The sequence below is a fragment of the Chryseobacterium sp. GM_Chr_2 genome, assembly GCF_026540445.1.
Classification (GTDB): domain Bacteria; phylum Bacteroidota; class Bacteroidia; order Flavobacteriales; family Weeksellaceae; genus Chryseobacterium.
In genome coordinates this window covers 90,137-104,799 of the sequence record NZ_JALNUD010000014.1, presented here as the reverse complement: position 1 = coordinate 104,799, position 14,663 = coordinate 90,137, and the positions used below count along the sequence as shown (strand labels likewise).

14 protein-coding genes are annotated in these 14,663 nt (G+C 32.5%); 4 read left to right on the top strand and 10 right to left on the bottom strand.

Going from position 1 to position 14,663, the window contains the following annotated elements; translation table 11 throughout:
* Window positions 1-13 precede the first annotated feature (13 nt).
* The 9 genes from OXQ85_RS18685 to OXQ85_RS18645 all read right to left on the bottom strand — a co-directional run bounded on the left by OXQ85_RS18685 (window position 14) and on the right by OXQ85_RS18645 (window position 8,287).
* A complete protein-coding gene (locus tag OXQ85_RS18685) occupies window positions 14-907 on the bottom strand; it encodes a hypothetical protein (protein ID WP_267406437.1) in 894 nt (297 codons plus the stop codon).
* A 16-nt stretch (window positions 908-923) separates the two neighbouring features.
* Window positions 924-2,033: a sigma-70 family RNA polymerase sigma factor gene (locus OXQ85_RS18680; protein ID WP_267406436.1), complete on the bottom strand. Its 1,110-nt coding sequence runs from the start codon at window positions 2,031-2,033 to the stop codon at window positions 924-926.
* Window positions 2,034-2,224: 191 nt separating this feature from the next.
* Window positions 2,225-3,247 carry a hypothetical protein gene (locus OXQ85_RS18675; RefSeq protein WP_267406435.1) on the bottom strand — a complete coding sequence of 341 codons (1,023 nt, stop codon included), beginning with the start codon at window positions 3,245-3,247 and terminating at the stop codon, window positions 2,225-2,227.
* A 137-nt stretch (window positions 3,248-3,384) separates the two neighbouring features.
* A complete protein-coding gene (locus tag OXQ85_RS18670) occupies window positions 3,385-4,116 on the bottom strand; it encodes a helical backbone metal receptor (protein ID WP_267406434.1) in 732 nt (243 codons plus the stop codon).
* The gene (locus OXQ85_RS18665) at window positions 4,116-5,507 is read right to left on the bottom strand and encodes a hypothetical protein (RefSeq protein ID WP_267406433.1); all 1,392 of its coding nucleotides are present in this window, start codon (window positions 5,505-5,507) and stop codon (window positions 4,116-4,118) included. Before OXQ85_RS18665 ends, OXQ85_RS18670 begins: the two co-directional genes overlap by 1 nt.
* Before the next feature lie 12 nt (window positions 5,508-5,519).
* Entirely contained in the window at window positions 5,520-6,842 is a 1,323-nt protein-coding gene (gene mgtE / locus OXQ85_RS18660) for a magnesium transporter (protein WP_267406432.1), read from the bottom strand.
* Window positions 6,843-7,000: 158 nt separating this feature from the next.
* Window positions 7,001-7,162: a hypothetical protein gene (locus OXQ85_RS18655; protein ID WP_267406431.1), complete on the bottom strand. Its 162-nt coding sequence runs from the start codon at window positions 7,160-7,162 to the stop codon at window positions 7,001-7,003.
* Between the two features lie 172 nt (window positions 7,163-7,334).
* Window positions 7,335-7,478 (bottom strand): hypothetical protein, encoded by a 144-nt coding sequence (locus tag OXQ85_RS18650; protein WP_267406430.1) that lies wholly within the window; start codon window positions 7,476-7,478, stop codon window positions 7,335-7,337.
* 257 nt (window positions 7,479-7,735) lie between these two features.
* Entirely contained in the window at window positions 7,736-8,287 is a 552-nt protein-coding gene (locus OXQ85_RS18645; protein ID WP_267406429.1) for a pyruvate decarboxylase, read from the bottom strand.
* A gap of 172 nt (window positions 8,288-8,459) precedes the next feature.
* On the opposite strand from OXQ85_RS18645, the gene rpsO reads away from it, so the two are divergent.
* Complete coding sequence (gene rpsO, locus OXQ85_RS18640) at window positions 8,460-8,729, top strand: 30S ribosomal protein S15 (RefSeq protein ID WP_267406427.1); 270 nt, start codon at window positions 8,460-8,462, stop codon at window positions 8,727-8,729.
* A 374-nt stretch (window positions 8,730-9,103) separates the two neighbouring features.
* On the opposite strand, the gene OXQ85_RS18635 is transcribed toward rpsO, so the two are convergent.
* Window positions 9,104-10,519: a sugar MFS transporter gene (locus OXQ85_RS18635; protein WP_267406425.1), complete on the bottom strand. Its 1,416-nt coding sequence runs from the start codon at window positions 10,517-10,519 to the stop codon at window positions 9,104-9,106.
* A gap of 492 nt (window positions 10,520-11,011) precedes the next feature.
* On the opposite strand from OXQ85_RS18635, the gene OXQ85_RS18630 reads away from it, so the two are divergent.
* From OXQ85_RS18630 to OXQ85_RS18620, 3 genes are all read left to right on the top strand, one after another.
* A complete protein-coding gene (locus OXQ85_RS18630) occupies window positions 11,012-13,276 on the top strand; it encodes a polyribonucleotide nucleotidyltransferase (RefSeq protein ID WP_267406423.1) in 2,265 nt (754 codons plus the stop codon).
* A 107-nt stretch (window positions 13,277-13,383) separates the two neighbouring features.
* Window positions 13,384-13,743, top strand: coding sequence for a hypothetical protein (locus OXQ85_RS18625; protein WP_267406422.1), 360 nt, complete (start codon window positions 13,384-13,386; stop codon window positions 13,741-13,743).
* A gap of 294 nt (window positions 13,744-14,037) precedes the next feature.
* Window positions 14,038-14,472, top strand: a complete 435-nt coding sequence (locus tag OXQ85_RS18620; protein ID WP_267406421.1) for a cold shock domain-containing protein — start codon at window positions 14,038-14,040, stop codon at window positions 14,470-14,472.
* The last annotated feature ends 191 nt before the right edge of the window (window positions 14,473-14,663 follow it).

The following is a 14,663-nucleotide window of genomic DNA, read 5'->3' as shown; positions in this document are numbered from 1 at the left end:
TTTTAGAAACCTTTTATTTAGAAATAATATATGCTATTCCGAGGTTTACTTTTCTTTCTGCAAAGGTATTATTAGTCTTAAAAATGTCAAAATCAAATGTGCTGTTTTTTAAAGAAACATTTTTTAATTGAAACTGCTGATAATCGACAGAAATTAAAAAATTATTCCATATTTTATATTGAACTCCAAGTGAAAAACCGAAATTGATTTGAGTAGTTTTAAAGTCATCAAGTTTATTCAAGACATTATTTTCGGGTACTAAAAACTGCATTTTATAATTATTTCTGTTGACTAAAAATCCAGCAAAAGTTCGAATATTTTTCCATTCGTATAATAATTTTAATTGTAAAATGTATTCAAAATGTTTATTATTAAATCTTTGAAATAACAAGGGTTGATTGTCTTTTGTGAAATAAAATCCATTCAGATAGGTGTCTTCCGTATGTCCGTCAAGATCGAAAGTAGAGTTCCATCGATACACATTCGCGGAAAATAGCAAAGATAGTTGAGGAAGGAGAATTTTTTTTGAAATCCATATTCCCAGATTTTCGCCAGTTTGTTTTTTATTGTTGGATGTATTAATTGTCCAGTTACTGTTTTTAATTCCCACTCCGGCTTCGATTCCAAATTCAAATCTTTGGGCTAATTTTTTTCTTGCTTTTTCCTCATTTTTTTCTTTGTTAATTTCCTGTTCCATAATATCTTTTAATTCCTTTTGTTGAATTTCAGAATTTTTTATAGAAAGATCATTAAGTTTTATTTTCAATGGTTTTTCTAAGTAAACAGTGTCGTAAACAATAATATTTTCATACACGTAAACAGTGTCGATTTTTTTCTTCTTTTTCTGTGCGAATGAAAAATTTACGATAATAATGAATGAAAGTAGAATAAATTTTCTAAGGAACATAAGTTGATTATTGAGTTTATCTTTCTACAAATATGGTGTCTCTTTTGATGATTTTTTTCACAATAATCACTTTTTGCGGCTCTTCTTTTGCTGAATCCTTTCTGATGATGATGATTGTATTATTTTTTTTAGATTGATTTTTTAGCGCTAATTTTTCTTCGGCATTTTCTGAAACGTTATCTTTTTGTGAATTATCCTCAGTATTATCTTGTGCTATGTTTGAATCTATATCTTGACTTTTTTCTATCGTTTCATCATAATTTTTAATATTGTTCTGATTTGTTGAATCTGAAATTTTTACATTATCTGAATGGTTTTTACTAAAAATAGTACTATTTATATTCATAGCAACAATTGAAGCTGCTACAATAACGACAGCAGCAGAACCTATAATAATTTTCTTTTTCCATGCATGATTTCCTGAAGAAGATTGAAAGAAATAAGTTTGATTATTAGCAGGGATTTTGAACGTTTTAGAAGGCAAAATTTTAAAATTAGAAAAGGCTGCCTGAAAAGTTTGAGCCCAAAGTAAGCCTCCAAATCCGAAAATAACAAGCAATTGAGCCATTTTCTTTTTGTTTTTTGGAGTATTTTCATTTACGAAATTATTTAACAAAAAGTTTTGAACAGATTTTTTTGCTCTTAACAAATGAGACTTTGAAGTATTAACTGTAATTCCTAATATTTCTGAAATTTCTACATGAGAATGATTATCAATAAAATATAAATTGAATACAGATTTGTGATGAGATGGCAAACTATCGATGGACGAAAGAAGCTGCTCTCTCGTAAAATCGTAAATGAAAATATTTTTTTCTTGTGAAGCGGAATGGTTCATTTCTGAAAAATTATCCGGAATTTCCGAGGGTTCTATTGAAACGAAAAGGTCTTTGCTCTCTTTACGCAAATATTGTAAAGCATTATTTACCACAATTTTTTTAAGCCATCCAAAAAGTGCTTTTTCATCCCGAAGTTGATGATTATTCTGGATTGCCGCCATGAAACTGTCTTGAAGAATATCTTCCGCAGTTTGAATATCAGGAATATATCTACGGCAAATCCCCAAGAGTTTTGGGGAATAATTGTTGTAAATATTTTGCCAGTCTGTGTTGTTATTTTGCTTCATATTTTATAGGTTAGATTGCAAAATATTTCTTTTCATCTGTTGAGTTTTCTTTTAAAGATTTCCTCTTCATCCTGCGGTAGACAGGATGAGAGGAAAACTAGTAAAGATTGATCGGCGAAATTAAAAGTTTTCATGGTGTTTTTAATTATAAGATGAAAAGATTTATAAAGTTGTGTTTTTTTGTAATTTTTTTAATTCGCTACCACAAAAATTGAATTGAAAGCATTGAGGTAGGTTACACTGTTTGAAATATTTTGAGATTCTACATTGTTGATGTAAACTTTACTTCCTGAAAGACTAAGTTGCTCTTTAATCATATAGATGTTGTTATCAAGAACAAACAGATCTTTAATTTTAGAATAAGTAGGATCAATCGAAACATTAGTTTGCACATTATTTTTATAATAGAGATTTTCCAAACTAGTTCCTGTTACATATAGATTGTTTGTTTCACTAGTGATTTTTCCATCGAAAATATTCATATTTCCGGCACTTCCTACGGCAGTTTCTGTATTATTAGACAGTTGTCTGTAATAATATTGCTGATCTTTAGCATACAGGAAATGAATACCATTTGATGTTTCGGTAAAATTACCAAGCCAAGTAATATTTGGAACTTCATGGAAGGTATTGTTCACAAAATATCCCGATTTTATAGTTCCTGCATCATGAATCATTGAGGAAATGTAAGGTTGGTGATTAAAAATATTGATTTGCGAACTCGAATAAATAATACTGTCATAAGTGTTTAAAACAGTTTTTACTCCATTTTTCCAAACACAGAATGCATATCTTTGGTTTGCTATAGGTGACATGGTGTCGTAATATCCTACAAAATAATCATCATTATCATCAATGGCCATATCAAAAATTTGATATTCTACAGCAGAAGGAATTCCTAAGTACTGTTTAAGATCCTTTCTTGTATTATTTTCCCAATAATAATAAGTTCCGTTGAAAGTTGTTTTTGTTTTTCCAAATACGTGAACATCATTGTTTTTCACAATAATTTTTGATGCATACGTACTGTCTGGTGAAATTAAAGAAGTTTTCACATTGTTTTTCCAATAACATGCTTTGTAGTTTTCCATTCCTGCTACATACACATCATAAGAAGCTACGTTTTGTTGAAGGTCTTCTATTTCCTCAGCATTTTGAGTACACGAAACAAAGAGCGTTAATAGTAATAAAAAAGGTAAAATTAAAGTTTTCATGGTTGTTTTGTTTTTCTTACTTATAAGATGAAAAAAAATAAAAAGGTTGCAGAAAAAAAATATAAAAAAGCTCAAAATATTTTTGAGCTTTATGTATTGGTTTGATTTTTAATTGATTAAAGTGTATGGAGTTTTCATTAAAAAGTGCTGACTTCAGAAATTAATTCCTTGAAATAGCTTTCACACTTGGCGATATGAGTTCCGTACCAGGAAAAAGCTTCTCCGTCTACGATCATGATTTTTTTATCAGGATAAACTTCTTTTAGCTCTTCAATATGTTTTTCTTTAAAGGGAAAAGGTTCGGAAGAGAGCATAATAATATCAGCTTCTGCAAGATCTTCAGTTTGAATTTCGGGATAGCGTTTTTGATTCTTAAATATATTTTCAAAACCAATTTCTCCTAAAATTTTATGTATGAAAGTATCAGAACCTATTGTCATATAAGGGTTTTTCCAAATAAGATAAGCCACTTTTATATTAGAATTAATTTTAGCATCATTTAAAATCTCATAAATTTTCAGATTAAAAAGTTGTGCTTTTTCTTCTTTATTAAAGATGTTTCCTAAATTTTTAAGCAGATAATAATTGTCTTCAATATTTTCTACATTCGTAACAATTACTTTAAAATCATCCATTAAAGCTTCTACTTGTTCTTTACTATTTTCTTCTTTATTCGCAAGAACTATATCAGGTTGTAAAGCTTTTATTTTGTCAATATTGATATTTTTTGTACCACCAATAATGGCAACATTTTTTACTTTTTCTTGAGGGTGAATACAAAATTTTGTCCTTCCAATAACTTCATTTTCGGTTAATCCCAGATCAAATAAGGCTTCTGTGATGGAAGGAACCAGCGAGACTACTTTCATTAGCGAGTTTTATAGATGTATAAATAAAATCCTTGATCCATAGGATAAATATACAAAATCTCGCGTTTTTTTAAGTCTAATGTTTGATAAATAAATGCCTCGGAAGGGCTTCTGGCAAAGAATTCCTTATCAGATGTTGAAGCTAAAGCAATTTGGTTAATATCCTTCTTGTTAAAATATTCTTTATAGGCATTTGCATCCCAGCTTTTTAGCGCTAATAAGAATTTTGCATCATTTAATCCATAGCCGTCATACGTCATAGAAGGAGAAAAATAGGCCACATAACCAGCATCAATAATTGAAACTTTATCATTTTTGGTAAGATGCTTTGTCCATTCTTTATAACTAGAATCAAAACCTTCTTTTACAATTTCAACGCCTTTCATGCTTTCGTAGAAATTGGTGCATAAATCAAACATTCTCAAGACTGAAGCAATCAGAATAATTTTCTTGATTAATGACCATTTTTCCTGAAATTTTTCAGCATTAAAAAATAAAAAATAAGCCATTAACGGAAAGAAATATCTTATGTAAATACTAGATGAATAACTGCTTACATGAAATGTGTAATAATAAATAAGGATAAATAACGGGAGTAGTTTGAAATACTTTTTTTCTTCAAAAAACTGAATAAGAACCGGCGCAAAAATAATCAGATAACCAATGAAAACTTTAACAATTGCAAAACTAAAAACGGTTAAATGTGATTTTAAAATAAACGGCAAAGGAATATAAAAATCGAAAAATACTAAGTAAAAACCTACAAAAATTAAAATTCCAATGGCTGAAATACATACTTTTTTGAAAAAATCTTTACTGAAAAGTTTTGAATTTAAAACATAAAATACCTGAAATAAAGCAAATTCCGGACGAACCAAAGGCAATAAAAGGCTGTAATAGTTTTTATCTGAATCAAAATTAACTAAAAATTGATACAAAATAACAATAGCCAAAACAGACTCTAAACCATGCGTAGCATTTAAATAAAGCCAAATGGTAAAGAAAATCGCGAATGATATATTGAAGATTTTCGAAAAAATATTTCCTTTAAAATCAAAATTATTGACGAGTTTATAAATTAAGAAAAGCCCTAATAATAAGTTGATGATAATAAATGAATCTTCAGGTTTTATCTGCAAAAAAGCAAATAATGCCAAAATCCACATCCATAATAAGCTGGTTTGCCCGTTTCCCTGATATTGAGGATCTAAATTGTACCAAGGTTTAAAATGTTCAGCAAAATTCTTAGAATATTGAAAAGTGATAAATGAATCATCAATTACCAAATCGTGTTTAACAATTAGTAAAATAATAAATGCTAAACCGAAAAAAGCGATTAATATTCTTTTCAATAGGATATCTTTATTATGAGATATAGAAAAATCTGTCATAATAAAAATGTTTTACAAAAGTTTACCCGTTAAGAAAAGTCCGGCAACAGAAAAATAAATAATAAGTCCGGTAACATCTACCAAAGTGGCTACAAACGGAGCAGAAGAGGTTGCGGGGTCGAGATTTAATTTTTTCAGAATAAAAGGAACCATAGAACCTGAAAGTGTTCCCCAAAGTACGATCATGACTAAGGAAACGCCAACACTCAGTCCTACATAAACCCAATGAATTCCATAGTTGAAAAGTCCTGTTTCGTGCCAAACCATGATTCGTAAAAAGCCGATAATTCCCAAAATTCCACCGAGGAGCAATCCTGTGAAAATCTCTTTTTTCATGACATACCACCAGTCTTTCAGACCGATTTCTTGAAGCGCCATCGCCCTGATGATAAGGGTTGCAGCCTGAGAACCAGAATTTCCTCCACTAGAAATAATCAGCGGAACAAATAATGCTAAAACAACAGCCTTCTGAATTTCATCTTCAAAATAACCCATCGCAGAAGCAGTTAACATTTCGGAGAAGAAAAGAATGATTAGCCACATTCCTCTCTTTTTCACCATTTCGATCAGCGAAGTTTGAGTATAAGGCAAATCAAGGGCTTCCAATCCCCCGAATTTTTGAATATCTTCGGTATTTTGTTGTTCAATTTGATCTAAAATATCATCAATCGTTACAATTCCAACCAAAACTCCAGCTTCTGTTACAATCGGAAGAGCGCCTCGGTCATATTTTTCAAAATATTGAACGGCATCTTCTTTTGAAGTGGTTGTGGTGATGGCAACAAAGTGATTATCAGTTATATCTGATATTAAAGTGTCTTCTTCTGCCAACAATAAACTTCCTAATGCAATATCATCAATCAATCGGTTTCTTTCATCAACTACATAAAGATAGTTCATGGTTTCTACCTTACTTCCGACTTTTTTGATCTGTTGAAGACATCTTTTTATTGTCCATTCCTTACGGATCTGGATATAATAAGGCGTCATCAAACGGGCAATGGAATCTGAATTGTACCCCAAAAGTTTCAAAGCAATTCTTCTTTCCTGCGGATTCAGATGGTTGATAGAATATTTGATTAATTCATCCGGAAAATCTTCAAAAAGAGCCGTTCTGTCATCGGGAGTCATTGCGTTCAGAATCTCAGAAACTTCGTCGCTTCCGATACTTCTGATGGTTTCTTCCTGAAAATCAGGATCCAAATGAGAAAAAACTTCGGCTTTGTATTCTTTCGGAACTTTCAAAAACGCCAAAAGCCTCTCGTCAGCGTGAAGTTCGCTAAGAGTTTCTGCTATATCGGCCGGGTTGAAGATAAGTTCGTCTTTAGAATTCAAAACGTTAAAATTTTAGGATATGCAAAAATAGGGCAAATTTTTAAAATTGGAGAATGTTGACAGAAAATTAAGGATTTCTTAAGATTATAAATAAAGAACATCCGCTAAAAAACGGATGCTCAAAAAAATTAAATTTAAAATAAAGTTCCATGTGGATTTTATGATAGGAGAGTACAGATCGGAATATCTGAATACACACATACTCCGTAGCTGCAGCATTGGAAGAAATCACACTGATCGTCGGCAGTACATTTTACAATTTTTCCGCCTCCGTTGATTGCTTTTTGCTGTTGTCTGTTTAATTTCTTTAAATTTTTCATAGTTTATTAAGAATTAGTTAATTGCACATCGAATGTTCGAACATCTGTCTTCGCAGCACCATAAACCTAGGCAGTCATTGTCGGTTCTGCATCTTTTAGCTAGGGCTCCGCCGCTAATTTGTGATTGCTCTGTTCTTGAAAGTTTTCTTAAATTTTTCATACTGTTCAGATTTTAAGGTTCAATACAAGCAAATTCCACACAAGTTCCGCCGCAGCACCATCCGTAGACACATTCTGAATTACTTTTACATTTTTTCAACGCTCCACCGTTGATCAGTTGCTGATCTTTTCGTGAAAGTTTTTTCAAATTTTTCATATTATTTAGTTTTAATGTTGAACTAAAATAATAAAAAAATCTATATTATTCACTTATTGATGAAAATATTTTTAATGTAATTGATTAATTATGAGATTTATGCAGAAAATGTTTTGATTTAAATGAAATAAAAAACACCTATAAATACAAATGAAAAGGGAAGTTTTAAGGCAAATAAAACGTAAAGAAAAATGAAAAAGAAATAAAGTAATTAATTTTGAACTATCAACTATCAACTATCAACTATCAACTATCAACTAAAACCCCGTTTCCGTAGAAGGTTTTATTTTTCTGAGTTTTTTAAGAATATCTTTAATTGCACCATTCGTTCCGATTTTCACGGAATTGGTTGTGGAGCCCAAAAGACGCATATTTTTGCGATACGTATCGTAGTCGGTTTCGGTTAAAAGATTTCCTTCAGCATCAAAAAGTTTCATGCTTACCACAACCTGATTAGAAAAGACATACTTTCCGAGACCTACTTTGAAATACTTTACTTTAGGAACAATAACGAAATCTGCTTCGTTGTTAATGCTGTAATCGGTGATGGTCTTTTTATCAATACTATCAAACGAAACCTGAGTTTCCGTTTTGATCATTCTATTTTTTCGCTCGCTAAGATTGTCTGAAACAGCGCTGAAAAACGCATGATTGGTAGGTTCTTTTATTTCTTCAATATCAGGTTCTACCTCGGGATTGAAGTATAGAATTCTTTTTATTTTGTCGGTCGAAATTTTCTGCGCTTTTAGAAGTACAGATCCCGAAAATAAAAATACAGTAAGCGTAACAAAAGATATAAATTTTCTCATCACTAATTCGAATGCAAAATTACTGCCTTTTAGTTGGATACCATAATTTATTTAAGAAATATTTAACATTTTTTTCTATCAAATTTGATACATGAAATCAATAATGTTTGTGCATTCAAAAAATAGTTGTAATTTTGCAGCCGTTACATAATAATCATTAAACAATATTGGAATGTACTTAACAAACGAAAAAAAGCAGGAAATTTTCGCAAAACACGGAAAATCTGCACAAGACACAGGAAGTGCTGAAGGACAGGTAGCTCTTTTCACTTACAGAATCAATCACTTATCTCAACACCTAAAGTCTAACCGTCACGATTTCAACACAGAGAGATCTTTGGTTAAATTGGTAGGTAAGAGAAAAAGTTTACTAGATTATCTTAAAAACAAAGATATCAACAGATATAGAGCAATTATTGCTGAACTAGGTTTAAGAAAATAATCTGTAAAGATTTTACAAATAAAAGCAATCTCGAAAGAGGTTGCTTTTTTGTTTTCCGAGTTTAATTTTTTTAAAGCTATTTCCAGCTATCCACTTTTACTCCTCGCGCCAAAGCTTTTCCATCGCTTGCTGTGGGGTAGCCGTTCCTATCTGGGCTAGGGTGTAGCTATTCTCCTTAACTATTTTGCAAAAATAATTATTTGTCATTTCTTAGTAATCTATATTTAGGATTGAAATTATAAGGAAAAAATAGTATTTAAAAGGGTAATCTTAACAGAAAAAATATAGAAACAACTGAATTACACATTCTTCATAAAAAAATGAGACACTAAAAAGTGCCTCATTTTATATTTTTATCTCTATTAATATTTAAATTAATGTCCAGATTTAGATTCACCAGCTTCTACATGGCTAAGATATTTCGTGCAATACGCTCCAAAAATCAAAATCATAATATAGCAGAGTACAGGAATGATAAATGAATGCTGAACTCCAAAATGATCGGCTAAAAACCCTTGGAAAATAGGAACAATAGCACCTCCCAAAATAGCCATTACGACCAATGAAGATCCCTGGCTTGTATATTTTCCTAATCCTGAGATCGCCAATGTATAAATATTCGAGAACATGATCGAGTTGAAAATTCCGATTCCTAAGATGCTGTACATTGCAATTTCACCATGATTTACCATTGCTGAAATCAATAAAATAACATTGATTGCTGCAAAAATAGACAACGTTCTTGCCGGAGCTGCTTTTCCAACGAAGAAGGCAATGAAATTAAGAATGATAAATACTAAGAAGAAGCTGATTTGTGCAAAAGTAAGATCTACAATGCTGAAAATTACCAGGAAGACCAAGGCTGCAGCTCCCAACATAAAGATCGCTTTCTTAGCCTGACTAATCGAATGATTCAATGAAATGGCTCCTAAGAAACGCCCGATCATCGCACCTCCCCAATATAAGGAAAGGTAATTTTTACTGATCGCTTCATTAAACTTCATTGTTTCTTCAAGAAAACTGATGATGAAACTTCCTACGGCAACTTCACCACCAACGTAGCAGAACATAGCAAAAACTCCGAATTTCAGGTGACTGTATTGTAATGCACCCCAACCTTTTACCACTTCTTCTTCCTCCATTTGGAAAGACGGAAGTTTTACCCTTGAGATCAACAAACCTACTAATAAAAGGATCCCTGCGAAGATTAAATAAGGAATTCTTGTTGCCACAGCACTGAATGAACCGTCGGCTGCAGAGAAAAATTCAAAAATTAAGTGACCTCCTAAAACCGGCGCAATCGTTGTTCCAAATGCATTGAAAGCCTGCGTCATATTCAATCGGCTGGATGCAGAATCTTCGGAACCCAACAAGGAAACGTACGCGTTTGCGGTAATCTGCAATACGGTAAATCCTAATCCTAAGATGAATAAAGCTCCTAAAAATAAAGGATAATAAGAGAAAGTAGCCGCCGGATAGAATAGAATACATCCAAAAGCTGCTAATCCGATTCCGAAGAGAATTCCTTTTTTGTAACCCACTTTATTGATGGGGTCGCCTTGGGAAATCGAAATCAGGAAATAAATCAATGAGCCAATAAAATAAGCTCCGAAGAAACAAAACTGTACCAGCATTGATTCGAAGAAACTTAGGTTAAAAAGCTGTTTCAGGTAAGGAATCAAAATGTCATTCATACAAGTGATGAATCCCCACATAAAGAATAAAAGAGTAATGGTAATAAGCGGAATAGTGTAATTCCTGCCTTGCGATTTTACTTCATTATTGATCATAAACACACATATTTAGCAAAAGAGTTTTTAGTTCTCTTTTTAATTCAAGTCATCACAATGGTTTGAAAATCTTCTTGTTAAGCTAATTTTTAATCTGATTTTTAATCTGAATCTTCAAGAAGCATGGCAAATATAGTTGAAGTTCGTGTTTTTATGCAAACTTTATTGTGTTTTTAATGTTAAATTTTATTTTATTCATTTGCAAATGTTTTAAAATTTACATCAGATTTTAACTATTTTGGAATGAAAATGATAAAATGTTTTCAACTTAATAATTTTTATAAGAATCGATTGTATTTCCCAAAGTGAGATATTAATTGATTGATAGTATGTTTATTAAATGGTAAAAGTACAATGAAGAACGTAAGCTAATTTTGATATTTTAATACTAAAAATTTAAAACATCATTATAATATATTACCTTTGCAAACGAAAATTTAAAGAGTTTAAATAATAATCGTACTCAATACGGAGTACTATAGACGAAAATTTATGAGTATACCTCAAGCGTTTACAGAAACGATTACTCTAGCAGACGGCAGAGAAATCACTTTAGAAACAGGGAAGTTGGCAAAGCAGGCTGATGGATCTGTGGTAGTAAAATTAGGCGGAACAATGCTTTTAGCAACGGTTGTAGCCAATAAAGAAGCAAATCCTGGTGTAGATTTTTTACCATTAACAGTAGATTACAGAGAAAAATTCTACGCAGGTGGTAGAATTCCCGGAAACTTTTTCCGTAGAGAAGCAAGACCTTCTGATCAGGAAATTTTAACAATGCGTTTAGTAGACAGAGTTCTACGTCCGCTTTTCCCTGAAGATTTCCATGCGGAAGTTCAGGTAATGATTTCTTTGATTTCTTATGACGGACAAACAATTCCTGATGATTTAGCTGGTTTAGCAGCTTCTGCAGCGATTGCTATTACTGATATTCCTTTCAATGGACCAATGTCTGAAGTAAGAGTTGTAAGATTCAACGGAGAATTGGCAATTAACCCAAGTTATGAAGCTTTAAAAGATTCAGAATTGGATATCATGGTGGGAGCTACTAAAGATTCCATCGTAATGGTAGAAGGGGAAATGAAAGAAATTTCTGAGCAGGAAATGTTGGAAGCTATTAATTTCGGTCATGCTGAAATCAAAAAGCAAATTGAAGCTCAGGAAAGATTAGCAGAAAAAGTAGGAAAAGCTTTCCCTAAGAGAGAATATTCTCACGAAACTCACGATGAAGCTATTCGTGAAAAAGTGTGGAAAGAAACTTACGATAAAGTATATGAAGTAGCAAGAACTCCTTCTGGAAAAGAAGAAAGAGGAGAAAAATTCAAAGCGGTACGTGAAGAATTCCTTGCTCAGTATGTAGATGATGCAGAAGAGCTAGAAAGAGTAACACCTTTCGTAAAAGTATATTATCATGATGTAGAGAAAGAAGCAATGCGTCAGATGATTCTTGAAGACAATATCCGTCTTGATGGTCGTGATCCTCAAACGATTCGCCCAATCTGGTCTGAGATTGATTATCTTCCTGGAGCTCACGGTTCTGCAATCTTTACAAGAGGTGAAACTCAGTCTTTAACGGCTGTTACACTTGGTTCTGTGAAAGATGCGAACATGGTAGACAGCGTAATCACTCAGCACGATGAAAAATTCTTCTTACATTATAACTTCCCTCCATTCTCAACGGGTGAAGCAAGACCTTTAAGAGGTACTTCAAGAAGAGAAGTAGGACATGGAAACTTGGCTCAAAGAGCTTTACAGGCGGTAATTCCTGAGGAAAATCCATACACAATCAGAATTGTTTCTGATATCTTGGAATCAAACGGTTCATCTTCAATGGCAACAGTTTGTGCAGGAACATTGGCATTAATGGATGCAGGTGTGCAAATTACAAAACCTGTTTCTGGTATTGCAATGGGATTGATTACTGATACAAAATCTGGTAAATTCACGGTACTTTCTGATATCTTAGGTGATGAAGATCACTTGGGAGATATGGACTTTAAAGTAACTGGTACTGCAGACGGTATCACAGCTTGTCAGATGGATATCAAAATCCAGGGGCTTTCTATGGATATCATGGAAAAAGCTTTGATGCAGGCTAGAGACGGAAGATTGCATATCTTAAATAAAATCACGGAAACTATTTCTGAACCAAGAGCAGATGTTAAACCTCACGCTCCGAAAATGGTAGTAATGGAGATTCCTAAAGATTTCATTGGTGCTGTAATCGGGCCTGGTGGAAAAATCATTCAGCAAATGCAGAAAGATACAGACACCGTTATCGCTATTGAAGAAATTGGTGAAATCGGGCGTATCGAGATTGCAGGTACAGACAGAGAGAAGATCAACGCTGCTGTTGCTAAGATCAACGAAATTACTTTCGTACCGGTTGTAGGCGAAGTTTACAAAGGGAAAGTAGTTAAAGTAATGGATTTCGGTGCTTTCGTAGCGATTGCTAAAGGTACAGAAGGTCTTCTACATATTTCTGAGATCGAATGGGCTCGTTTAGATAAAGTTCCTTACAATGAAGGTGATGAAGTAGAAGTGAAGTTCATGGGTTACGATGATCGTAAGAAAATGAAACTTTCAAGAAAAGTTCTTTTACCAAGACCTCCAAGACCTGAGAAAAAAGAAGGTGAACAAAGAGGACCAAGACCGGAAGGACAGAACAACAGATCTGAAAGACCAAACAGACCCGAAGGACAAAGAAGACCGGAAGGTGACAAGCCTGCTGGTGAAGGAAAGCCTTCAACTGAAGCTTAAGAAAAATTCTTATACAACATATGAGTCCCTCAATTTTGAGGGATTTTTTGTTTCTATATTTTTTGGCATGATTTTTCGTTTAAGCAGTTTAAATAAAATACACAAAAATGAAAAAAATATTTATTGCAGCCTTATTAGGTTTTGCTGGTTTAGCCTTTTCTCAAACGGTTAATAATGTTCCTATCAAAGATATTGATGTTGAATATGTTCAGATTGTTGGATACGAAAGATTATTTAGCAATAAAATCGATGTAGATTTAGATTTCGGACAAAACACAAAATTCTTTTCTGGAAAAAACGATTTAATTATCTTAGATGATAAAGGAAAAGTAGTGAAGTTCAATTCTATGACGGACGCACTGAACTTTATGTCTGCCAATGGATACTCTCTTCAACAAGTTTATACCGTGAAAAATACGGGAAATGATGCGACAGCAGTACATTATATCCTAAGAAAAAATAAATAACAGACAATTGCCTATATTTTCCAATTGAAATTCAATTAATTATATACTGAAAGTGGATAATTTTTCGTATATTTGTACATTAATAATTAAAAAGGTCTCTGCCTTTGCTTTCTCTGGAACGGTTTAGAATTTCTATTTTCCAGCATCAGTTTTCGCTTTTACAGCAGACAATTTTACTATTAATTCCGATAGACTTCGTTTTTAAAGTCATACGGAGACTTAGACACCTTTTTAGGCTTTCGGTAAAACGAAAGATTTTTTATTCAGAATAACAATTAAATTTTAAAACAATATATGGCGGATTCTTTCTCTAAAAAAGAAAATTTCAAGAAAAAACAGCAAAAACAAAAAGAAAAAGCGCAAAAACGCGAAGAACGTAAATCAAGCAACAACAAAGGAAAAAGTCTTGATGATATGATCATGTACGTAGATGCCAACGGACAGTTGACTTCTACACCTCCTGATAATGCTGAAAGAGAGGAAATTGATATCAACAACATTCAGTTGGGTGCAGCTCCTATCGAAGAAGAAGAGGTAAGAAAAACTGGGATCATCACGTTTTTCAGCGAAAAAGGCTACGGATTTATCACAGAAGATAGATCAAAAGAAAATATTTTCTTCCACAGCAACAACTGTACAGAGCCTGTGAAAAAAGGAAATAAAGTGTCTTATGAAAAAGAAAAATCACCAAAAGGTTTTTCTGCAATAGACATTAAAATCGTAAAATAATACACATTTATACTGATATAAAAAAGAGCTTCATCTAATGAAGCTCTTTTCTTTTTTGATGAAAGTTTTATCTCCGTCAGTTCGAGTGTTTTTCGAAGCGAAGCGTAGAAAAATGTATCGAAAACCCGTGAACTTAACTACAAAATTTGTCTTTTCATCATGAACTTCTCGATACAATTTTTTTGCAAAAA